This is a genomic window from Pseudomonas sp. 67(2021) (assembly GCF_017491835.1).
Lineage (GTDB): Bacteria > Pseudomonadota > Gammaproteobacteria > Pseudomonadales > Pseudomonadaceae > Aquipseudomonas > Aquipseudomonas atacamensis.
In genome coordinates this window covers 102,229-124,027 of record NZ_JAFGYL010000013.1, presented here as the reverse complement: position 1 = coordinate 124,027, position 21,799 = coordinate 102,229, and the positions used below count along the sequence as shown (strand labels likewise).

17 protein-coding genes are annotated in these 21,799 nt (G+C 60.4%); 6 read left to right on the top strand and 11 right to left on the bottom strand.

Annotated features, from left to right (window positions below; genetic code table 11):
• Positions 1 to 124: 124 nt before the first annotated feature.
• The 9 genes from J5M66_RS17185 to J5M66_RS17145 all read right to left on the bottom strand — a co-directional run bounded on the left by J5M66_RS17185 (position 125) and on the right by J5M66_RS17145 (position 14,133).
• Positions 125 to 3,727 carry a glycosyltransferase gene (locus J5M66_RS17185; RefSeq protein ID WP_207808732.1) on the bottom strand — a complete coding sequence of 1,201 codons (3,603 nt, stop codon included), beginning with the start codon at positions 3,725 to 3,727 and terminating at the stop codon, positions 125 to 127.
• Positions 3,728 to 3,841: 114 nt separating this feature from the next.
• A complete protein-coding gene (locus tag J5M66_RS17180; RefSeq protein ID WP_207808733.1) occupies positions 3,842 to 5,410 on the bottom strand; it encodes a flagellar hook-associated protein 3 in 1,569 nt (522 codons plus the stop codon).
• A 13-nt stretch (positions 5,411 to 5,423) separates the two neighbouring features.
• A complete protein-coding gene (flgK, locus tag J5M66_RS17175; RefSeq protein WP_207808734.1) occupies positions 5,424 to 7,469 on the bottom strand; it encodes a flagellar hook-associated protein FlgK in 2,046 nt (681 codons plus the stop codon).
• Positions 7,470 to 7,494: 25 nt separating this feature from the next.
• Complete coding sequence (flgJ, locus tag J5M66_RS17170) at positions 7,495 to 8,811, bottom strand: flagellar assembly peptidoglycan hydrolase FlgJ (protein ID WP_123442866.1); 1,317 nt, start codon at positions 8,809 to 8,811, stop codon at positions 7,495 to 7,497.
• Positions 8,812 to 8,822: 11 nt separating this feature from the next.
• Entirely contained in the window at positions 8,823 to 9,911 is a 1,089-nt protein-coding gene (locus J5M66_RS17165; protein WP_024012083.1) for a flagellar basal body P-ring protein FlgI, read from the bottom strand.
• A gap of 27 nt (positions 9,912 to 9,938) precedes the next feature.
• Positions 9,939 to 10,634 carry a flagellar basal body L-ring protein FlgH gene (gene flgH / locus J5M66_RS17160; RefSeq protein WP_016771110.1) on the bottom strand — a complete coding sequence of 232 codons (696 nt, stop codon included), beginning with the start codon at positions 10,632 to 10,634 and terminating at the stop codon, positions 9,939 to 9,941.
• 51 nt (positions 10,635 to 10,685) lie between these two features.
• The gene (flgG, locus tag J5M66_RS17155) at positions 10,686 to 11,471 is read right to left on the bottom strand and encodes a flagellar basal-body rod protein FlgG (protein WP_024012082.1); all 786 of its coding nucleotides are present in this window, start codon (positions 11,469 to 11,471) and stop codon (positions 10,686 to 10,688) included.
• 45 nt (positions 11,472 to 11,516) lie between these two features.
• Complete coding sequence (locus tag J5M66_RS17150; RefSeq protein ID WP_016771112.1) at positions 11,517 to 12,257, bottom strand: flagellar basal body rod protein FlgF; 741 nt, start codon at positions 12,255 to 12,257, stop codon at positions 11,517 to 11,519.
• Positions 12,258 to 12,573: 316 nt separating this feature from the next.
• Complete coding sequence (locus J5M66_RS17145) at positions 12,574 to 14,133, bottom strand: sigma-54-dependent transcriptional regulator (RefSeq protein WP_123442868.1); 1,560 nt, start codon at positions 14,131 to 14,133, stop codon at positions 12,574 to 12,576.
• A gap of 393 nt (positions 14,134 to 14,526) precedes the next feature.
• Between J5M66_RS17145 and phhA the strand changes: the two genes are divergently transcribed.
• The 6 genes from phhA to J5M66_RS17120 all read left to right on the top strand — a co-directional run bounded on the left by phhA (position 14,527) and on the right by J5M66_RS17120 (position 18,937).
• A complete protein-coding gene (gene phhA, locus J5M66_RS17140; RefSeq protein WP_206420852.1) occupies positions 14,527 to 15,318 on the top strand; it encodes a phenylalanine 4-monooxygenase in 792 nt (263 codons plus the stop codon).
• A gap of 115 nt (positions 15,319 to 15,433) precedes the next feature.
• Entirely contained in the window at positions 15,434 to 15,790 is a 357-nt protein-coding gene (locus tag J5M66_RS17135) for a 4a-hydroxytetrahydrobiopterin dehydratase (protein WP_016771115.1), read from the top strand.
• Positions 15,790 to 16,983, top strand: a complete 1,194-nt coding sequence (locus tag J5M66_RS17130) for an amino acid aminotransferase (RefSeq protein WP_207808736.1) — start codon at positions 15,790 to 15,792, stop codon at positions 16,981 to 16,983. The genes J5M66_RS17135 and J5M66_RS17130 overlap by 1 nt, the downstream gene beginning before the upstream one ends.
• Before the next feature lie 269 nt (positions 16,984 to 17,252).
• Positions 17,253 to 17,384: a hypothetical protein gene (locus J5M66_RS27175; protein WP_016771117.1), complete on the top strand. Its 132-nt coding sequence runs from the start codon at positions 17,253 to 17,255 to the stop codon at positions 17,382 to 17,384.
• Positions 17,385 to 17,454: 70 nt separating this feature from the next.
• Positions 17,455 to 17,637: a hypothetical protein gene (locus J5M66_RS17125; protein ID WP_039761215.1), complete on the top strand. Its 183-nt coding sequence runs from the start codon at positions 17,455 to 17,457 to the stop codon at positions 17,635 to 17,637.
• A gap of 112 nt (positions 17,638 to 17,749) precedes the next feature.
• On the top strand, positions 17,750 to 18,937 hold the full coding sequence (locus J5M66_RS17120; RefSeq protein WP_051600625.1) for an MFS transporter: 1,188 nt from the start codon (positions 17,750 to 17,752) through the stop codon (positions 18,935 to 18,937).
• Here J5M66_RS17120 and arfB read toward each other — a convergent pair.
• Entirely contained in the window at positions 18,934 to 19,347 is a 414-nt protein-coding gene (gene arfB, locus J5M66_RS17115) for an alternative ribosome rescue aminoacyl-tRNA hydrolase ArfB (RefSeq protein ID WP_016771119.1), read from the bottom strand. The genes J5M66_RS17120 and arfB overlap by 4 nt on opposite strands.
• Before the next feature lie 224 nt (positions 19,348 to 19,571).
• Positions 19,572 to 20,984, bottom strand: a complete 1,413-nt coding sequence (locus J5M66_RS17110) for an amino acid permease (RefSeq protein WP_123442870.1) — start codon at positions 20,982 to 20,984, stop codon at positions 19,572 to 19,574.
• Between the last annotated feature and the right edge of the window lie 815 nt (positions 20,985 to 21,799).

Below are 21,799 nucleotides of genomic sequence, written 5' to 3'. Positions count from 1 at the left end.
AATGATTACAGCTTTAGCCGTGGCCAAAAATTCTTTCCAGAGAAGGCACCGAACAAGCTACAAACAAAAAAACAGGCGGCTTTTATCAAAGGCGCCTGTTCGAATGGTCACGACTGCATTTCAATCAATCTGCCAACCAGCCATATTCCCAATGCCGCAAATTATCACCACGCAGTACATAGTCACGCAGTACCACCTCACGCAATTCGTCGCCCATGCGATAGCTCGCATCCGGATCAGCCAGATGCATGCGGATAGCCTGCAGCCACTCATCGGTCGTATTGGTCTTGATCCGCGTGCACGGCAGGTAACCTCGGTACGCCTCGGTGTCCGTACAAATGACCGGGTAGCCGCAAGCGCCGTATTCCAGCAGACGCAAATTGCTCTTGCAGTCGTTGAAGATATGAAACTCCAGCGGCGCCAGAGCCAAGTCGAGATTAAGGCTGGCAAGTTTCGCCGGGTATGCGTCAAGGGCGATGACGCCATGGAATTCATGCATATAAGGGCGCAAGTCATCCGGGCACATGCCAAAAAACACCCAGTCAACCTCGTCAGCAAGTTCGCGCACGACATCCGCAATCACCGCCAGGTCACCATGGTGACTGGTGCCGCCACCCCAGCCCACACGCGGTTTCTTTGAAGTACGGCGCTGGCTGCGCAGATTGCTCCAGAACTCTTTTGCCAACATGTTAGGCACCACACGGATATCGTGATGCATGTCTGACAAGGCATTGGCCAACGGCTCGGTCGAGACCACGACGCGATCACACAAGCCGATCCCCCGGCGCACGATCCGCTCCATCTCATGCTTGTCCGGCATGTTGCGAATGTGGGCGTTGCGATGAGGCACATCGATGACGTAGTCGTCCAGTTCATAGATGCGTCGGGCGTGGAAGTAGTTGCGCAGCAGCGGAATTTCATTGACCGGTGCTTCGGTGTAACGCCCTTGCAGAATGATCACATCCGGTGCCAGCCGCTCGATTTCGACGATCGGCGGCAGGTTTACGCTGTAGCGGATCTGCCCTTGCACCCTGCCCGCCGCCTCAAGTTCGATCAGCGGTTGCGTGACACGATAATGACCGATAGCCGATGCATTGATCGGCAAACCCAGAATCTTCGGCAAGGTGCTGTGGCTGAAGGGCGTCCAGCCAGCGCGCAGGCCCGGCTCGAGGGTGAAACTGGAACCGGTATGCTTGTACAACGCCAGATTGGGATTGTAGGCCGGATCCCGCGCAATGAACGGCAGCCACCGTTTGTAGAATGTTTCTTCCTGCTGGCTGTGCGAGGTGGTTTCTTCATTGTTGACCGTCTCGATCGGCTGCGCACCAAGCGCCAGGGTCGCATAAGGCGTCCACACTACGAGATATCCCTGGCTGGCCACGCGCATGGCCAGGTCGACTTCATGCAGCGTGCGCGGCAGCTCCTGCTCGTCCAGGCCGTCAGCCGCTTCGTATACGGACTTGCGCACCATCAGGCAATCGGCGCCGACGGCGCTCAGGTTCTGCACCGCCTGCAAGCGGAACATGTACCCGGACGACTGCATCGCCTGTCCGTAGAACGGCAGACCGGCAGCGCCCTGCAAACCGAGCACCAGGCCCGCATGCAGCACATGGCCGTCGGGGTTGAAGAGTTTCGCCCCGACGATACCGACTTCCGGACGCTGGGCGTGGTTAAGCAACTCATCCAGCCAGTCACTCTGTGTGATCACGGTATAGGGGTTGAGTAACAGCACGTATTCGCCCTTCGCCTGGCCAACGGCAAAATTGCGCAATGCGGCGAGGTTACCCAGGCGCGGGTAACTCAGCACCCGCACGCGCTCGCTGCCCAGTTGCGCCATACCGTACAGCCAGGCGCGCGCCTCGGCTGTCTCGCTGGCGTTGTCGACCAGCAACAGTTCGTACTCGCTGTAGCCGGTTTTCTCCAACAGGCTTTCGACGCAGCGTTGCAAGGCAGCGACCTGGTCGCGGGTGGAAATGATGATCGAGACCAACGGGCGACGCGCATGGCGGTAATCGACCCGATTGAGCAGCTCGACGCTGCCGCGGCGCAGATCATGGGCGATCCCCAGGCGATCAAGATGTGCCGACAACAATCGCGGGTTGGTTTGCGTCACGGCTGGCAAAGACAACCATTGGCTCAGGTCGAATGACGACTCGATGGCAATTTCGGCCAGATGGCCCACCACCTGAGTGCCCTGATCCTCAACCATGCGCCAGAGCATGTCGTGAGGCGCCAGCTCTGTGAACGTCGAATCGAAACCGCCCATTGCGAGAAAAGCCGCGCGCCGAAACGCCAGCGCACGACCGACGTAAGGGAAGGTGCGCATCAGGTCCAGATTGAAGTCGGGCTTGAAGGCCGGCTCCATCGACTCACCCGCACGCAAGCTGCCTTCATCGCTGTAGACACAATCCAGATCACTATTGAAGGCGATGCGTTCCGCCATCATCAGCAAGGCCGGGGCCACCAGACGATCACCGGCGCGCAGCAAGTAGAACCAGTCGGCGCCTTCGAGCTGCGGCAGCAACTGATTGATCTGTTGCAGATAGTCTTCCTGCAACGGCAGATGGAACACCCGTTCATGCAGAACCGGCTCAGCGCAATCGTTCGACAGCACCAGTGTCAGTTCCGGCGCATAGATCTGTGCGGCGAGACTTTCCAGGGTTCGCTCCAGCGCCGCAGGGCTGCCTTGCTCATCAATCACAATGGGCACAAAACGCGGTGTGGAAGGCCACTCGGCCAAAGTGTCGGGCAGCAACCGACGCTGCACGTCACTGAGCGTGCGACACTCCAGCCACTGCGCATAAAGCTCGGAAAAACTCTGGCTTTCGCCGCCCACTTGCCATTTCTGGGCACTCTGCTTGGTGCCGAGCGTTCGGCTCAGCGGCAACTCCTCCCAGACTCTCGGTGAGTCATCGGCCTTGGGCATGGGGACATAACGCACCCATCCCGGCGCAGGCGCCGACTCACCGCTGCGAGCCTTGAGCATTTGCAACAGCCATTGCCGTTCGACCTCAAGCGCGTCCTTCATCGCTTGCTGAGCGCTGAGACGATCGGGATAGAGGCGTTCGACGCTCAAGACATGATTGGAGACCATTGCATTGCCGCGCCGCAGCAGACAAACGAACAGGGCAAAATCGAGGCTTGCGACAAAACAATGGCCCGGCTGTGTCAACGCTGGCAGTAGTTCGGCCACGTCAGCACGGCGGAACAGTGCATTACTGAACCCACCGAGAATGTTCGCTGGAAACGATTCGAAGAGCGCCAGCAGGTCATCACCCTTGAACAACCCGCTGATCGGCGACAGCGGCGTGTTCTCCAGCCGGGATGGCAGGACCATGTCATCGGCGTCCCAGAACAGACGCTGAGCCAGCACCAGATTGACTTCGTCGCGATGAGCCAGCACGTCGGCCTGGCGCTCGATGCAACTGGTGAACAACTGATCGTCGTCACACAAAAACTTGATGAACTCGCCCTGAGCCTGAACCAGGCAGGCCTGCAGATTGCCGACCATGCCCAAGGTGCGCGGATTACGCACATAGCGCACGGCAACGCCGCTCTGCTCACTCAGCGCGACAACCATCGCCTCTATTTCATCGCCACGACTGTCATCGCACACGATGATTTCAAGATTGCCGTAGCCCTGACTGATAGCGCTGCGCAGCGCCCGCTCGAAGAAGCGCGGATTGAAGGCAGGAATCACAAGGCTGACAAGGGGGAGAGAATTCACGGTGGACTCGCAGGCGGCGCGAACCCGACCGGAACAGCGAGCCCTCAAACCGCGAAAAAAAGACTATAAAAATTCAAGAGCCAACGTACCGGGTGCTTGCACACCCGGTCACTATCAGATCTTGTTGAACAGACCCAACTGGCTGATTTTGCTGAACGCCAGTTGCGCAGCCTGCAACATGGTCTGCTGCAAGGTCAGGCGGGTCATGACTTCAGCCGGATCCGAATCACGAATCGAGCCCTGCGTCGTGGTGTTGGCCGTGCTCAGGCTGTCATTGGTGACGCTCTGCATATCCAGCGCCTGCCCGCGCGCACCGATCGAAGTGACCGCCGTGCCAATCTGGTTGGTAGCGGCGTCGATATTGCCGAGACCCGCCTCCATCGCACCTTGCAGTTTTTGCTTGGCTACAGGATCGCCATCGATTGGCGTGTTCAATGCGCCAATCATCTGACCCAGTGTGTCGAGAATATTCTGCGTCTGGTGATTGTTCGGCTGTATCGAGAACTGATCACCGGTTGCCGGGGTGTTGCCCAAGGCAAACGTCACACCGGCGGCCGTTGCGTTGCCACCGACCACGGTGCCCGAAGACACCGGTTTGCTGTCGGCGGTGACCGGTGCTGCGTACAGATCGAAATCGGTGGCACTGGTGAACTTGAGAACCGCGCCGCCCTGCGGGAATGCCGCAGTGTAGGCTGCCTGATCGGTGATGGTCGATCCAGTAATCACCGCTGTAGAGGTATTGCCCGGGCTGCGCGTGGTGGTGAACGTATCAGGGCTTACCGCCAGCTGAAAGCTGTGCCCGGCAATGACTGCGTCCGGGTTGGTGTCGCCTTCTTTCAGGTTGATATTCAGCTTCATGTCGATGCCACGGAAGCTGAAGCTCTGGTTGGAGCCGCTGGTATTGCTGATCACGCCGTTCTTGCTCGCTTCCGCAGTCACGTCGTTGCCCAGGGCGTCGGTGATTTGCATCTGCGTGCTGCTGATGAAGCTGACGGTGTACGGCTGACCACTGGTGAATTTGGCGTTGTAAGTAGCTTCGGTACCGACCGTGCCGTTGGACAGCACCACGCGACCATCGTCCACCGCCGGGGCGGTCATCTTGACGCTGGTGCGGGCGGCATTGATGGTCTGCTGGAAGGCATCCCAACCGGTGGTGTTGGTGCCGACTGTCAGGCCATCGCCAATGCCCAGATCGATGGTGGTCTGGTCGCCGTTGTACGTGTAGGTGCCGTCGGTGTTTTGCGAATACGGCGCGGTATCGGTTTTCGAACCCGAGAACAGATAGTTACCGTTGGCGTCCTTGGCGTTCATCAGCCCCAGCACTTGTTGCTGGATCTGGCCCAGTTCCGCAGCGTACGCCTGGCGATCCTTGTCGGTGATCGTGCCGTTGTTCGCGGCCAGCGCAAGTTCCTTGGCCCGTGCCAACGCCGTGGTGATCGAATCCAGCGTGGACTCCTGCACGTTCAACGCACTTTTGGTGGTATCGACGTTGGTCTTGTACTGATCGAGCATCGCTGCCTGCTGGCCCAGCTGCAGCAGACGCCCGGCACCGATCGGATCGTCGGCGGCAGTGTTGATGCGTTGCAGGCTGCTCGCCTCGCTCGCGGTGGCAACGGCCTTGTTGAAGTTACGCTGATAGTCCGAAGCTTGCGTTCCGTAATACTGGGCGGTGGAAATGCGCATGAATTACGACTCCTTAAAGGCTGTTGATCAGCGTGGCGAAAGTTTCCTGCGCAGCTTTGATGATCTGCGAAGACGCTGTGTAGTACTGCTGGTACTTGACCAGGTTGCCGGTTTCTTCGTCCAGGTTGACCCCGGAAAGCGAATCGCGGGCACCCTTGGCGTTCTCCAGAATCGCCGTGGTCGCGGCGCTGTCGGACTTGCCTTGGGCGGTCTTGGTACCGACGTTGGTCACCAGGGTGTTGTAGGCGTCGGTCAGGCTGATGCCCTTGCTCGCCGAACCGGTGTCCACGGTCTGTTTGGTTTGCAATGCGACCAGTGCCTGGGCGTTGCGGTTGTCCGAAGACGCCGCGCCGGTCAGGTTCATGGTGAAGGTCTCGCCGGTTTTCGGCGTGCCGCCCACGGTGGTCTGCACGGTGAAGGTCTTCTGTACGTTCGGCGTGACCGTAGTGTCCATCACCGGGTTGCCGCTGGCATCGACGATGCCGACCTTCAAATTCAGCGTGTTCGACTGGCCAGGGACGATGGTGCCGGTGCCCAGCGTCCCGCCCTTGGCGTCGACCAGGGTGTACGACTGGCTGCCACCGCTGGCCGCGCCGAAGACCAGTTTGACCGGCGTCGAATTCTTCAGCGCCGCCTGCATGTCAGCCTGGGCGGTCGGGTTGTAGATGTCGATCCTGTCGCTGAGCGTCGGCTGGGTGTAAGTGCCCAGACCATTGGCGCTGGCGACGCCGGTCAGCGGACCGGCCGCAGCGATTTTCTTCGGATCGGTCAGGACCGTCTGAATGCTCGCCGCGGCGTTGCGGGTCGGCGTGACTTTAAATGAGTCACCCGCGCTCAGCGCGCCGCCATTCAAGGCCAAGGTGAAACCGTCGATCACTGGCGGCGGATTGGTCGTGGTGCTGAATGCGCCCAGATCGGTGCCGTCGGAACGCTTGACGGTGTAATCGGTGGCGCTGGTGAAGGTCACCTGATAGTCGCTGGTGGTCAGCTTGCCGGTGTCCTTGATGGTCACATCGAGGTTGCCCGAACCGGCGCTGTTGCCATCCTTCGCAATGCTGCGCTGACTGATCAGCGCGGCACTGTTGATGTTGTTGAAAATCGCCGCGCCGAAGTCACCGTTCTTGTCGATGCCCTGGGCTTGCTGGCTGTTGATCTGATCGGCAATCACCAGAGCGACGCGACCGAGCTCGTTGAGCGACGGGTCGAGGACTTCCTTGCGATAGGTCAGCAGACCGCCGATTTCGCCACCGCTGATCACCGAAGTAATGTCGATGGTGCTCGAACCGCGATCCATCTGAATCGACATGCGCGAAGGGTCGGTCTTGCTCGCAACCATGCTCAGGCTGTTGGTGGTGTTGCCGATGACCAGCGGCTGGCCGCTGCCGACATAGATGTCGAAGCTGGTGCCGCGTTCGACGACCTGGGCACCGGTCAGTTCGGAGAGCTGACGCACGGCTTCGTTACGGCTGTCGAGCAGGTCGTTCGGCGCCCCGCCACTGGTGGAGATTTCGCCGATCTTCTGGTTGAGATTGGCGATCGCCGTGGCGAGTTTGTTCACCTGGGCGGTCATGTCGCCGAGGCTGCCGTTGATCGTGGTGTTCTGATCGTTGAGCTGCTTGGCCAGGGTATTGAAACGGCTGGTCAGCGCCTGCGCGCCGGTCAGCACCGACTGACGCGAAGTGTCATCGGTGGCCGACGTCGATACGCCCTGCATCGAGGTGAAGAATTTCTGCAGCACACCGGTCAGGCCGGTGTTGGTGTCCGACAGCATGGCGTCCAGCGGCGTCGCCTGCTTGAGGAAAGCTGCCGATTCGCTGTCCAGCGACGTCGCGGTGTGCAGCTGCGATTCCAGGTACGAGTTGTACACCCGGCGCACGTCAGCCAGGGTCGTGCCCGTGCCGATGAAAACGCTGCCGTACTGCTGCGAGGACTTGGTGCCCTGCACGGTTTGCTGACGTGAATAACCGGCGGTGTCGACGTTGGCAATGTTGTTGCCTGTCGTAGCCAGAGAGGACTGGCTGGCCGACAGTCCCGACATCCCGATATTGAGCAAACTCATGGTTCAGACCTTATTACCTGGTGCCTTATAAAGGCGTGGTGGAGACACCCGCCGCAGCGTAGTTTTCAAAACTGTTCATCTGCTTGGCAATTTGCGAAATCTTCGTCGCATAGTTCGGGTCGGTGGCGTAACCGGCCTTCTGCAACTCGCGTACAAACTGTTCTGGGTTATCGGCCGACTTCAGCACTTCTTGATAGCGATTATTGCTCTGCAGCAACGTCACCAGATCGTGGAAGCTGTCCTTGTACGAGGCGTAGGAACGGAACTCTGCCGTCTCCTTGACCATCGCGCCATTGCGGAACTCGCTGGTGATCGCGCGGGCCGAATCGCCCTTCCAGTTGCTGCTCGCCTTGATGCCGAACAGGTTGTGGCTGCTGCTGCCATCCTGAGCGCGCATGACCGATTTGCCCCAACCGGTTTCCAGTGCCGCTTGCGCCACCAGATAACGCGGATCGACGCCGATGCGGTCGGCGGCTTCCTTGGCCATCGGCAGCATGGTGTTGACGAATTCGTCGGCAGAGCTGAAGGCCTTTTTCGCCGGTGCCAGCGGAATCTGCGCCATGGCGCGGCCGTAGACCTGCATCTGCCCGCCGGCAGCTTTCTGCTCTTCGGCACGGGCCAGCCAGTCGCCGTTGTACAACGCACCGGAGCCTGTGACGGCGTTAGTCGCAGCCCGTTGCGGCAAGGCGTTGGTCGCTGCGGCCGCAGTGCTGGCAGTGGCCACGCTCGGCGCCGACGGCACCAGACCAGCGAGCAAGCGGTCGGCCAGTTTCGGCGGCAATGCCAGACGCCGCTGGTTGATCAGCGCCATGTCGTTGCGATGGGAAATATCGGTGTTGTTCGGCGCATGCACCGAGCGCGATGCCCACAACGGACGCTCGCCGTTGACGCGGGACAGCGGACCGGTGGCGACGGTGCCGGCGGCAATCGGCGTCGGCACGGCGGCGGCCTTGGCCAGCGCTTCCTGCTGCTTGGCGGCGGACGCGGCCGCAGCCTCGCCCGGCGCCATCGGTTTGTTCTTCGACATCTGCCGGATCAGCACGTCGGCCAGGCCGATACCACCGCCCTCCCGCGACATGGAAACCGCCAGTTGCTGGTCGTACATTTCCTGATACTGCTTGGCCGCCGGCGTGTTCAGCGGGTTGTCCTGGCCGAGCGCTTCGGTGGCCGAACGCATCGACTTGAGCATTTCGCCGAGGAACAGCGACTCGAACTCCTGCGCCACCTTGCGCATGTTCTCGTCGCTGTTCTTGTCGCCGACCTTGAGCTGGTTCAGACGATTGAGGTCGGAGTAGGAACCCGAATCGCTGCTGCTGACCAGACCGCTTTTGCGCATATCCATGGTGGCCGGCCTCAGATCACGATCAGGTCGGCTTGCAATGCGCCGGCCTGCTTCAGAGCTTCGAGAATTGCCATCAGGTCACCCGGTGCCGCGCCGACCTGGTTCACCGCACGGACGATCTCGTCGAGGGTGGTGCCCGGGCCGAACTTGAACATCGGTTTGGCTTCCTGTTCGGCATTCACTCGCGAGCGCGGCACGACGGCGGTCTGGCCGTTGGACAGCGGGCCCGGCTGGCTGACGATCGGGTCTTCGGTGATGGTCACGGTCAGGCTGCCGTGGGTCACGGCGGCTGGCGACACTTTCACGTTCTGGCCGATGACGATGGTGCCGGTACGCGAGTTGATGATGACTTTTGCCACCGCCTGACCCGGATCGATTTCGAGGTTCTCCAGGATCGACAGGTAGTCGACGCGCTGGCTCGGATCCAGCGGCGCAGTCACCCGCACCGATCCGCCGTCGATGGCTTGGGCGACGCCAGGGCCGAGCATGTCGTTGACCTTGTCGACGATGCGCTTGGCGGTGGTGAAGTCGGAGCGGTTGAGGTTCAGCGTCAGGCTGTTGCCCTGGTTGAAACCGCTCGGCACCGCACGTTCCACCGACGCACCGCCAGGGATGCGACCGGCCGACGGAACGTTGACGGTGATCTTCGAACCATCGCGGCCTTCAGCGTCGAAACCGCCAACGACGAGGTTGCCCTGAGCGATCGCATAGACGTTGCCGTCGATACCCTTGAGCGGCGTCAGCAGCAAGGTGCCGCCACGCAGGCTCTTGGAGTTACCGATCGAGGACACGGTGATGTCGACCTGCTGACCCGGTTTGGCAAACGCTGGCAGATCGGCACTCACCGACACCGCCGCGACGTTCTTCAACTGAACGTTGCCCGATCCCGGCGGCACCTTGATGCCGAACTGCGAGAGCATGTTGTTGAAGGTCTGCAGGGTGAACGGGGTCTGCGTCGTCTGGTCACCGGTGCCGTTAAGCCCGACCACCAGGCCGTAACCGATCAACTGGTTGGAGCGCACGCCGGAAATGCTGGCGATATCTTTCAGCCGCTCGGCGTGGGCGGTGAACGCCGCAGACATCAACAACGCGGCCACCATAAGGCTTTTCAGATTCAACGTAGCCACCTAGAAAGGGAACAGCGGGCTGAGGAAGAAACGGTCGAACCAGCCTGGCTGACTCGTATCGGCAAACGCGCCGGTACCCGAGTAGGTAATGCGCGCATCGGCGACACGGGTCGACGACACGGTGTTGTCGGTCGCGATGTCGTCGGCGCGGACCATGCCGGCGATGCGCACCAGTTCGTCACCGGTGTTGAGCGTCAGCCACTTCTCGCCACGCACGGCGATGATGCCGTTGGGCAGCACGTCGGCCACGGTCACGGTGATCGAACCGGTCAGGCTGTTGCTCTGCCCGGACTTGGCGTCGCCCTTGGTCGAACGGTCGGCGCTGTAGCCGGCGTTGAGGCTCAGGTCACCGCCGCCAATCGGGTTGTTGGTGGTCAGGCTGGAGCCGAACAACGAGGTCAGGCCGATCGAGTTATCGCTGTTCTTGTCCATCTGCGAGTTGGCGTTCTTGCTTGCCTGCGTGCGCTCGTTCAGGGTGATGGTGATGATGTCACCGACCCGGAACGCCTTGCGGTCGCTGTACAGGTTCTGCTCGAAGCCGGCCTGATAGATCGAGCCGTTGTTGGCCGCCGCCGGCAACGGTGTGCGCGGCAACACCGGGGCGTAGTAAGGGTCATTGGGCTTGGGCGTCGGGGCGACGCAGCCCGCGAGCGAGACGACCCCACTCAATGCCAGAACAGATACAAAGCGCTTCATGACCCTACCTCACGGTGTTGCTGGCGACCTCAGGCCGCCCCAAAGACTGGATTACAGATTCTGCGTTACGAACGAGAGCATCTGGTCGGCGGTGGAGATCACCTTGGAGTTCATCTCGTAGGCGCGTTGAGTGGTGATCATGTTGACCATCTCTTCAACGGTGCTGACGTTCGAGGTTTCCAGGGTGTTCTGCAGCGTGGTACCGAAACCGTTGAGGCCCGGGGTGCCGACCTGCGGCGCGCCGGAAGCAGCGGTTTCCAGGAACAGGTTGTTGCCCACGGCTTGCAGGCCGGCCGGGTTGATGAAGTCGGCGGTCTGCAGGTTGCCGATCACTTGCGAGGCCGGGTTGCCGGCGATGGTGATCGACACGGTGCCGTCACGGCCGACGGTGAAGGTCTGCGCATCGTTCGGGATGATGATCGCCGGCTCCAGGGCGAAACCGCTGGCGTTGACGATCTGGCCATTGGAGTCGAGGTGGAAAGTACCGTCACGGGTGTAGGACGTGGTGCCGTCCGGCTGCAGGATCTGGAAGAAACCGCGACCGTCGATGGCCATGTCCAGCGGCTGCTCAGTGGTTTGCAGGCTGCCGGCGGTGAAGTTTTTCTGGGTGCCGACAATGCGCACACCGGTACCCACTTGCAGACCCGACGGCAGTTCGCTGTCCTGGGTCGACTGGGCACCTGGCTGACGCTTGATCTGATAGAGCAGGTCCTGGAACTCGGCACGGTCACGTTTGAAACCCGTGGTCGAGACGTTCGCCAGGTTGTTGGAAATGGTGGTCAGGTTGGTGTCCTGGGCGGACAGACCGGTTTTGGCAACCCATAGAGCCGGAAGCATTCGATTCTCCTCGTGCGCCTGTTTTACGGCGCGACGTTCTGATAATTAGCTGATCTGCAAGACCCGAGCCATGGCCTGGTCGTCGTCTTTGGCGGTGTTCATCATCTTGACGTGCAACTCGAACTGCTTGGCCAGGGCCAGCACCGAAGTCATTTCTTCCACGGCATTGACGTTGCTCGACTCAAGGAAACCCGAGACCAGTTTGACGTTGGCGTCGGCTTGCGCCGGCTGGCCGTCCTTGGTGTAAATCGAACCGTCGAGGCCTTTGTTCATGTTCTTGATGTCCGGGTTGACCAGCTTGATCCGGTCGACTTCGGCCATGACGCGGGGGCCTTCGCCCATCGCGCGAATGCTGATGGTGCCGTCTTCGCCGACTTCGACCTGCTGCTCGGGCGGCACGGCGATCGGGCCGCCATTACCGATCACCGGCATGCCGTTGCCGGCGCGCAATACGCCGAGGGCGTCGATGTTGAGGCTGCCGGTGCGCACGTAGCTTTCACCACCGCTGGGGTTTTGCACGGCGATGAAACCGTTGCCGGATACCGCGACGTCGAGTTCACGACCGGTCTGCACCAGCGAGCCCGGCGTGAAGTCGGTGGCGGGACGTTCGCTCATGGCAAACGCACGCGCCGGAAAGCTGTCACCGAACACCGGCATCGAACGCGCCTGCTCGAGGTCGCGCTGGAAGCCGTTGGTGGAGATGTTCGCCAGGTTGTTGGCATGCGCCCGCTGCGCCAGTGCGTTCTGGCTGGCGCCGGTCATTGCCACATAAAGGTACTTGTCCACTGTGTTTCCTCTGCATGCCGGACGTTTGCCGCCCACCGCTGTACTGCTCAGCCATAAGCAATTTGCAGACCAACTTTTTATTGGCGGGCGAAGGCCCGGTAAACAGGGGACTTGAGGGGATCAGAGGGGGAATCTGAAATGGGTCGAAGACGAAAAACCGGCGGTGTCATGCCGGTTAGTGGCAAGGTTCGGCCTGGACACTGATCGTTCCCATGCTCTGCGTGGGAATGCCTCACTGGACGCTCTGCGTCCGCTTTGGGACGCGGAGCGTCCCGGGCTGCATTCCCACGCAGAGCATGGGAACGATCACTTGCGGCTATGACTGAGACTTGCCAACCTCATACTCACGCAACTTGTTGGCAATCGTCGTGTGCGAAACCCCCAGCCGCTTGCCCAACTGCCGACTGCTGGGATGCTCGGAATACAAGCGCTCCAGCACCGCTTTCTCGAAACGCCCGACGATCTCGTCCAGACTGCCGTCGAGAGAAAAATCGCCAAGCGGCTGCCGCACGCCGTAATCCGGCAGGCGAATATGTTCGGCCTTGACCGTGCCGCCGTCGCACAGGGAAACCGCCTGGAACAGCACGTTCTCCAGCTGCCGCACGTTGCCCGGCCAGTGGTAATGGCTGAGGCGATCCATCGCCGCCGGAGCCAGTTTCGGCAGCGGACAGCCGATCTGCCGACTGGCCTGGTCGAGAAAGTGTTCAACCAGCGGCGTCAGACCGTCGAGGCATTCGCGCAGTGGCGGGATGTGCAGCGACAGCACGTTCAAGCGGTGATAGAGATCCTGACGAAACTCGCCGCGCGCGCACAATTCGGACAAGTCCACCTGGGTTGCGCAGATCACCCGCACATCGAGATAGACCTCTTCATCACTGCCGACGCGACGGAAGCAACCGTCCTGAAGAAAGCGCAGCAGCTTGACCTGCAAGCGCGGGCTCATCTCGCCGACGCCATCGAGAAACAGCGTGCCGCCAGCGGTCAACTCCAGCAGGCCAAGCTTGCCCTCAGCGCGAGCGCCTTCGAAAGCGCCGGGGCCGTAGCCGAACAGTTCGGTCTCGGCCATCGACTCCGGCAGTCCGGCGCAGTTGAGCGCCATCAACGGTGACTGTCCACGCGGGCTGGCGAGGTGACAGGCGCGCGCGAGCAGTTCCTTGCCGGTGCCGGTTTCGCCTTCTATTAATAGCGGCGCATCCAGCGGCGCCATGCGTCGCGCTTCGCGGACCACAGCGGCCATGACTTTCGAGCTCTGGAAGATACTGTCGAAGCCGCGCAGCTCCTGTTTGCGCACGTTGTAGATGCGCTCGCCGACGCGGTCGGCGCGGTGCAGCGTCAGTACGGCGCCGGCCATGGCCTCGCTGTCATCGTGCTCCGATTGCAGCGGGGCGATGTCGGCGAGAAAGATGTCGCCCTTGACCTTGACCCGCATGCCGTTGATCCGCGATTTGTTGGCGCGCACCAGTTCGGGCAGGTCGAAATCCTCGGCGTAGCGCGACAGCGGAATCCCCGGCACCTCATCGACGCGCACCCCGAGCAACTGCGCCGCCGCGCGGTTGGCCGCAACGATCGAGCCGCCCATGTCGATCGACAACACCGGAAACTCCAGCGCGCCAAGCAGTGCGTTCAATTCCATGTGCCGGCGTTCACTGGGCATCAGCCCGACGCGCTTGACCCCAAACACCCCGCCGATCGCCTCGAACTTGGGGCGCAACGCCTGGAACTGAATGTTGATCAGGTTCGGGCAGTGCAGGTAGATCGCATTGCCATGCTCACCACCCACCTCGCCGCGTGCGACGTTGATCCCGTACGCCACCAGCAGATTGAGAATGTCGCGCAGGATGCCGATGCGGTTCTGGCAGTGGACTTTGATGCGCATAGAAAAAGGCCCGACAGGTTTGAGAGGAAAACACATGTCCTTGTGGGAGCGAGCCTGCTCGCGAAGGGGCCAGCACATCCAGTATCGATGTGTCAGACAGACCGCTTTCGCGAGCAGGCTCGCTCCCACAGGGTTCTGTGGCGCGCCCGGGGCAGATGTTTCTGTCGAGGCACGCAGATAGTTGTCAAGATTATGTGACAGCCCCTGCCCTTTTCAAACCCGCCAATCACCGTAATTGCTGATTACCCGACAAAGCGTAACGATAACTTTACGAAACTCGACGAAATTTCCTACACATGCACGGCTCAACATGCTGCGCAGCTTCGCGCTCTGGGGTATTCCTTTAGCCATCGCTGGACATAACAAAAACGAATTTCCTAGCAGGAGAGCAGCATGAAGCAGACGCAATACGTGGCTCGCGAGCCCGATGCGAAAGGTTTTATCGACTACCCCGCCGAAGAACATGCGGTGTGGAACACGCTGATCACTCGCCAGTTGAAGGTGATTGAAGGTCGCGCGTGCCAGGAATACCTGGACGGTATCGAAAAACTCGGTCTGCCCCACGACCGCATCCCGCAACTGGCCGAGATCAATAAAGTGCTCGGCGAGACCACTGGCTGGCAGGTTGCCCGGGTGCCGGCGCTGATTCCCTTCCAGACCTTTTTCGAGTTGCTTGCCAGCAAACAATTCCCCGTCGCCACCTTCATACGTACCCGCGAAGAACTCGACTATCTGCAAGAGCCGGACATTTTTCACGAGATCTTCGGCCACTGCCCGCTACTGACCAACCCCTACTTCGCTGAATTCACCCACACCTACGGCAAGCTTGGCCTGCAAGCGACCAAGGAAGAACGCGTGTATCTGGCGCGGCTGTACTGGATGACCATCGAATTCGGTCTGGTCGACACCCCGCAGGGCAAGCGCATCTACGGTGGCGGGATTCTGTCCTCGCCGAAAGAAACCGTTTACTGCCTGTCGGACGAGCCCGAGCATCAGCTCTTCGATCCGCTGGAAGCCATGCGCACGCCGTATCGCATCGACATCCTGCAGCCGCTGTACTTCGTCCTGCCCAATCTCAAGCGCCTGTTCGATGTGGCCCATGAAGACATCATGGCCATGGTTCGTCAGGGCATGCAGTTGGGCTTGCACGCGCCGAAATTTCCGCCGAAACCCAAAGCCGCCTGAACCGCGACTTTTGCTGACAATTGCGTCTGTCCGTCGCCGCCACTTTGCTTTAGCGTGGCGGCATTGACGGCACACGCGCTTTAATAAAAAACACACTCGTTTTCAGGAATCCACCATGTCGACTTTGAACCAAGCCCACTGCGAAGCCTGCCGCGCCGATGCGCCACAAGTCAGCGACGAAGAACTGCCGATCCTGATCAAGCAGATCCCTGACTGGAACATCGAAGTACGCGACGGCATCATGCAGCTGGAGAAAGTTTTCCTGTTCAAGAACTTCAAGCATGCGCTGGCGTTCACCAACGCCGTCGGCGAAATCTCCGAGGCCGAAGGTCACCACCCGGGCCTGCTGACCGAGTGGGGCAAAGTCACCGTGACCTGGTGGAGCCATTCGATCAAAGGCCTGCACCGCAACGACTTCATCATGGCTGCGCGCACTGACGAAGTGGCCAAGACCGCAGAAGGACGCAAGTAATGCACTTCGACGCCATCGGCCGGGTCCCCGGCGACCCGATTCTCGGTTTGATGGAGGCCTATGCGCAGGATGCCAATCCGCGCAAGTTCGACCTCGGCGTTGGCGTCTACAAGGATGCCCAGGGTCTGACGCCAATCCCCGAGGCGGTGAAAATCGCCGAGGCACGACTGGTCGAAAGCCAGGACACCAAGACCTACATCGGTGGCCACGGCAATCCGCTGTTCGGCAAGGTCATCAATGAGCTGGTACTCGGTGCCGACTCGCAACTGATCACCGAACAACGCGCCGGCGCCACCCAGACCCCGGGCGGTACCGGTGCCTTGCGGCTGGCGGCAGACTTCATTGCGCAGTGCCTGCCGGGCAAAGGCGTGTGGTTGAGCAACCCGACCTGGCCGATCCACGAAACCATTTTCGCCGCCGCCAAGGTCAAGGTCAGCCACTACCCGTACGTCGGCAGTGACAACCGCCTCGACGTCGAAGCGATGCTCGCCGTGCTCAGGGAAGTGCCGAAGGGTGACGTGGTGCTGCTGCATGCGTGCTGCCACAACCCGACCGGTTTCGACCTGAGCCATGACGATTGGAAGCGCGTGCTTGAAGTGGTGCGCAGCCGCGATCTGCTGCCGCTGATCGACTTTGCTTATCAGGGTTTTGGCGATGGCCTGGAGCAGGACGCCTGGTCGACCCGGCTGTTCGCGGCCGAAGTGCCGGAGCTGCTGATCACCAGTTCCTGCTCGAAGAACTTCGGCCTGTATCGAGACCGTACCGGTGCGCTGATCGTCTGCGCGACCAGCGCTGACAAGCTCATCGACATCCGCAGCCAACTGGCCAACATCGCCCGCAATCTGTGGTCGACGCCGCCGGATCACGGCGCGGCGGTGGTCGCGACCATCCTCGCCGACCCAGAGCTGAAAGCGCGCTGGGCCGATGAAGTGGAAGCGATGCGCTTACGAATCGCGCAGTTGCGCAGCGGTCTGGTCGAAGCGCTGGAACCCCACGGTTTGCGCGAGCGTTTTGCCCACATCGGCGTGCAACGCGGGATGTTCTCCTACACCGGCCTGTCGCCGGAACAGGTTAAACACCTGCGCGAGCGGCACAGCGTGTACATGGTCAGCTCGGGTCGGGCGAACGTTGCCGGGATCGACGCCACCCGCCTCGCATCGCTCGCCGACGCGATCGCTGACGCCTGCAAATAATCCCCCACCCGACTGATCGTTCCCACGCTCTGCGTGGGAATGCAGCCCGGGACGCTCCGCGTCCCAACAGCGGACGCAGAGCGTCCATTGAGGCATTCCCACGCAGAGCGTGGGAACGATCAGCAGACCCAGCGCTTGCCTCCCTGCGGCCATGTGTCGCATTAATTTGAATTAAAAGTCTGATTGTCATTTTTCCTGCTGTATCCTGCGCAGGCTTTGTAAAGCGCGGAGCACCTGATCTATCAACAGACTTAGCGAGGAGCGCAACCATGCACGAGATTCCCAATCTCCCCTTCCCAAGCCTGCACGTACCTGAGCAGACGACCCCGCAACACGCCGGCGCTGAAAAGCCCGAGCCGCAAGAAGCCGCTGACAGCCGCAAAGCTGACAGCGAAGAGTAAGACCCGCCGTACAGACCGTGTGGAAAGCGCTAACATGCGCTTTCCACACTGCCTGAAGCCCGAGCCCGCCATGACCGACGAATTCTCCGAAAGCCAAGCTGCCGTGCTGATCGGCGCCACCGAGAAAATGATCGAGATCTGGAATCGCCTCTCACCCGAGAAACAGGCCGCCCTGCTCGAGCGTTTCGGCAGCGAAGAAAACGCCCTCGCCGCCCTCGTCACCACGCAACTGGTCGCCCCCGCGAAATCCTGAAAGCGCCGCCCGGCAAATAGTTTTACTTTTCCCCGCCCCTGAACGGTTCACGCCGGTATCATGAGCAGCCTATCTAATCTGCTGCTCCCGTGGATCGTTACCCATGTCGTCTATACCCGAGCCCCAGCGTCCGCTGGCGGTTACGCTGCAAGTAGTCTCCATCGTCCTTTTCACCTTCATCGGTTACCTGAACATCGGCATCCCGCTCGCCGTGTTGCCGGGCTACGTCCACAGTGACCTGGGTTTCGGTGCGGTGATCGCCGGGCTGGTGATCAGCGTGCAATACCTCGCCACCCTGCTCAGCCGCCCGTACGCGGGCAAGATCATCGACAACCAGGGCAGCAAACGCGCAGTGATGATCGGCCTCGCTGGCTGTGGCTTGAGCGGTGTGTTCATGCTGATTTCCGCGTGGACACCGAACCTGCCACTGCTGAGCCTGATCAGCCTGCTGATCGGCCGTCTGGTGTTGGGCAGTGCGGAAAGCCTGGTCGGTTCTGGTTCGATTGGCTGGGGCATCGGCCGGGTCGGCGCGGCGAATACGGCGAAAGTGATTTCCTGGAACGGCATCGCCAGTTACGGCGCCCTGGCGATCGGCGCGCCGTTCGGTGTATGGCTGGTAAGCAGGTTAGGGCTGTGGAGCATGGGCGTGAGCATCATCCTTCTCGCCCTGCTCGGTCTGGCGCTGGCATGGCCGAAGACCGCCGCGCCGATCGTCGCCGGTGAACGCCTGCCGTTCATGCATGTGCTGGGCAAAGTCTTCCCCCACGGCTGCGGACTGGCGCTGGGCTCGATCGGTTTTGGCACCATCGCCACGTTCATTACCCTGTATTACGCGACCCAGCACTGGGACAACGCGGTGCTGTGCCTGAGCCTGTTCGGCGCCAGCTTCATCGGCGCGCGGCTGCTGTTCGGCAATCTGATCAACCGCCTCGGCGGCTTCCGCGTGGCGATTGCCTGTCTGTCGGTGGAAACGTTGGGACTGTTGCTGTTGTGGATTGCTCCGGATGCGCATTGGGCACTGGCCGGTGCGGCGCTGAGCGGTTTCGGCTTCTCGCTGGTGTTCCCGGCGCTGGGCGTGGAAGCAGTAAATCTGGTGCCAGCCTCGAGCCGTGGCGCGGCGGTCGGTGCCTATTCACTGTTCATTGATTTGTCGCTGGGGATCACCGGGCCGCTGGCCGGGGCGATCGCAGCAGGATTCGGTTTTGCTTCGATCTTCCTGTTCGCCGCATTTGCAGCGTTGAGCGGCCTTGGCTTGAGTGTCTATCTGTACAAGCACACGGCGAAGTATCGCGAGGTTTAGAAGTCCACCTTGCCGCGCCCGGCCTTGATGCTGCCGCGCTTGGTTTTCGACTCCAGCCGACGCTTCTTCGAACCGAGGGTCGGCTTGGTCGGGCGGCGTTTCTTTTCCACTTTGGTGGCGCTGAGAATCAGCTCGACCAGCCGCTCCAGCGCATCGGCGCGGTTGGCTTCCTGGGTGCGATATTGCTGCGCCTTGATGATCAGCACGCCGTCGCTGGTGATACGACTGTCTCGCAGCGCCAGCAGGCGTTCCTTGTAGAACTCCGGCAATGACGAGTTGGGAATGTCGAAGCGCAAGTGCATGGCACTGGAGACCTTGTTGACGTTCTGTCCACCGGCGCCTTGCGCGCGGATGGCAGTCAATTCGATCTCGGCATCCGGAAGATGCACGTTGTTGGAAATCACCAGCATGGAAAAGCGTCCGTAATCAGAGGGTGCAGGATAACCTGATTCACTCAACCTCTGTGGGAGCGAGCCTGCTCGCGAAGGCGGTGTGTCAGTCGATGCAGATGTTTCTGATGGACCGCTTTCGCAAGCAGGCTCGCTCTCACAGGGTTCGGTGTGATGCCAGATTTTTCCATTTCAAAACAACAAACCCGGCACTCTGGCCGGGTTTGTCGTTTCTGCCTGCGAGGTTATTTCGCTGTTGCAGCCACCACCGCCTGCACACTGCGCTTGTTCTTGATCAGGTAGCAGACCCACATGAACACCACCCACACCGGAATCGCATACACCGAGATCTGAATCCCCGGGATCAGCAGCATCACGCTGAGGATGAACACCACGAACGCCAGGCAGACGAAGTTGCCGTACGGGTACCACAGCGCCTTGAACAATGGCGTCTGTTTGGTCTGGTTCATGTGCTGGCGGAACTTGAAGTGCGAGTAGCTGATCATCGCCCAGTTGATCACCAGCGTCGCAACCACCAGCGACATCAGCAGTTCCAGCGCGTGCTGCGGGATCAGGTAATTGAGCAACACGGCAACCAGCGTCACTGCCGCCGACGCCAGAATCGAACGCACCGGCACGCCGCGCTTGTCGATCTTCGCCAGACCTTTCGGCGCATCGCCCTGCTCGGCCATGCCCAGCAGCATGCGGCTGTTGCAGTAGGTGCCGCTGTTGTATACCGACAGCGCAGCGGTCAGCACGACGAAGTTGAGGATGTGCGCGGCGGTGTTGCTGCCGAGCATCGAGAACACTTGTACGAACGGGCTGCCGCTGTAGGAATCGCCCGACGCATTGAGAGTTTCCAGCAGGCTATCCCAAGGAGTCAGCGACAGCAGGATCACCAGTGCGCCAATGTAGAAAATCAGGATGCGGTAGATCACCTGATTGATCGCTTTCGGGATCACGGTTTTCGGCTTGTCCGCTTCAGCGGCGGTGAAACCGAGCATTTCCAGACCGCCGAAGGAGAACATGATGATCGCCATGGCCATCACCAGACCGCTCACCCCGTTGGGAAAGAAACCGCCGTGGGACCACAGGTTGCTCACCGACGCTTGCGGGCCGCCGTGGCCGCTGACCAGCAGGTAGCTGCCCAGGGCGATCATGCCAACGATGGCCACAACCTTGATGATCGCGAACCAGAATTCGGCTTCACCGAAGACTTTGACGTTGGCCAGGTTGATCGCGTTGATCAGCACGAAGAATGCTGCCGCGGAGACCCAGGTCGGGATGTCCGGCGCCCAGTAATGGATATACTTGCCAACCGCCGTCAGCTCGGACATGCCCACCAGAATGTACAGAATCCAGCAGTTCCAGCCCGAGAGGAAACCGGCGAAACCGCCCCAGTATTTGTGCGCGAAATGACTGAAGGAACCGGCCACCGGCTCTTCGACGATCATTTCGCCGAGCTGGCGCATGATCATGAAGGCGATGAAGCCGCAGATGGCGTAGCCGAGGATCATCGACGGCCCGGCGGATTTCAGGACCCCGGCAGAACCGAGGAACAATCCGGTACCGATCGCGCCACCGAGGGCGATCAGTTGAATATGGCGATTTTTCAGGCCGCGTTTAAGCTCGCCTGATTGTGAGGGTTGTCCACTCATGAAAAAGGTCTCACGCAAGGTTTGATGATGTTCAGTAGACGTTGCTGCAAGGTTGCGATTTCAGGCAGCCCCGATCAAACCCCAGCGCAGGCACCAGGAGTTCAGCTCATTTACAACGGTCATGCGTCACCTGTTTGTTTTTATCTGTGACGAAATCGAACCCGGCACGCTTGTGGCGCGGCGGAGTGAACAAGGCGGATAGCCTCGAGATTTTTGCGATTACGCAGAGGGTCACAGTTAAAACGCGGCGCATTGTACACCGCTAACCCCCTGCTGCCAGACCCGCCTGATCAGCGTGTCGGTTGCCGGGATTGCATGTGTCCGCCTCGACAGTCTCGAGCGGCTGCAAAATGTGAGTCAGACCTTTGCAGGCCATCGACGGGGACGAGGAGAAAACCGTCCCACGGGGAGAAGTGGAAATCAGTCGCGGCGTACATTGCGCCTCCTTCTTGTTATTCGCCTGCACAACAGGCATGGGGCGCATAACACCCTGCCTGAAGGCTGGAAACAAGCGCGCCAGAGCCCTGCGTGGCGCACGCTGCGTCGGGTTACGGAAGCTTTTCCTTACAACGGAGGGCGAGACGGGAAATCACCGCGTTGGCGGGCCAATATCGTCAGGTTTTCTTTACAACGCGTAACGAATATTTTCCGAATCAGAAATTTCTGTAGGACGTCTGCATATTGACGGTCGCTAGCTTGCTATCAATTTCGCCGACCTAGTTTTTTGTTTTCAAATAAGAAAATTCATCGCGAAAAACAGAACAAAAAGTCTATTTAAAAATTAAATGGATAAATTTTTGCATTCACAAAAACGC

Excerpts from the sequence above, each read along its gene's own strand:
- J5M66_RS17180 (WP_207808733.1), bottom strand. The coding sequence starts at position 5,410 with ATGCGCATTTCCACCGCCCAGTATTACGGAACGCAAGCTTCGGACTAT.
- flgK (WP_207808734.1), bottom strand. The coding sequence starts at position 7,469 with ATGAGTTTGCTCAATATCGGGATGTCGGGACTGTCGGCCAGCCAGTCC.
- flgJ (WP_123442866.1), bottom strand. The coding sequence starts at position 8,811 with ATGGATATGCGCAAAAGCGGTCTGGTCAGCAGCAGCGATTCGGGTTCC.
- J5M66_RS17165 (WP_024012083.1), bottom strand. The coding sequence starts at position 9,911 with ATGGTGGCCGCGTTGTTGATGTCTGCGGCGTTCACCGCCCACGCCGAG.
- flgH (WP_016771110.1), bottom strand. The coding sequence starts at position 10,634 with ATGAAGCGCTTTGTATCTGTTCTGGCATTGAGTGGGGTCGTCTCGCTC.
- flgG (WP_024012082.1), bottom strand. The coding sequence starts at position 11,471 with ATGCTTCCGGCTCTATGGGTTGCCAAAACCGGTCTGTCCGCCCAGGAC.
- J5M66_RS17145 (WP_123442868.1), bottom strand. The coding sequence starts at position 14,133 with ATGCGCATCAAAGTCCACTGCCAGAACCGCATCGGCATCCTGCGCGAC.
- phhA (WP_206420852.1), top strand. The coding sequence starts at position 14,527 with ATGAAGCAGACGCAATACGTGGCTCGCGAGCCCGATGCGAAAGGTTTT.
- J5M66_RS17135 (WP_016771115.1), top strand. The coding sequence starts at position 15,434 with ATGTCGACTTTGAACCAAGCCCACTGCGAAGCCTGCCGCGCCGATGCG.
- J5M66_RS17130 (WP_207808736.1), top strand. The coding sequence starts at position 15,790 with ATGCACTTCGACGCCATCGGCCGGGTCCCCGGCGACCCGATTCTCGGT.
- J5M66_RS27175 (WP_016771117.1), top strand. The coding sequence starts at position 17,253 with ATGCACGAGATTCCCAATCTCCCCTTCCCAAGCCTGCACGTACCTGAG.
- J5M66_RS17125 (WP_039761215.1), top strand. The coding sequence starts at position 17,455 with ATGACCGACGAATTCTCCGAAAGCCAAGCTGCCGTGCTGATCGGCGCC.
- arfB (WP_016771119.1), bottom strand. The coding sequence starts at position 19,347 with ATGCTGGTGATTTCCAACAACGTGCATCTTCCGGATGCCGAGATCGAA.
- J5M66_RS17110 (WP_123442870.1), bottom strand. The coding sequence starts at position 20,984 with ATGAGTGGACAACCCTCACAATCAGGCGAGCTTAAACGCGGCCTGAAA.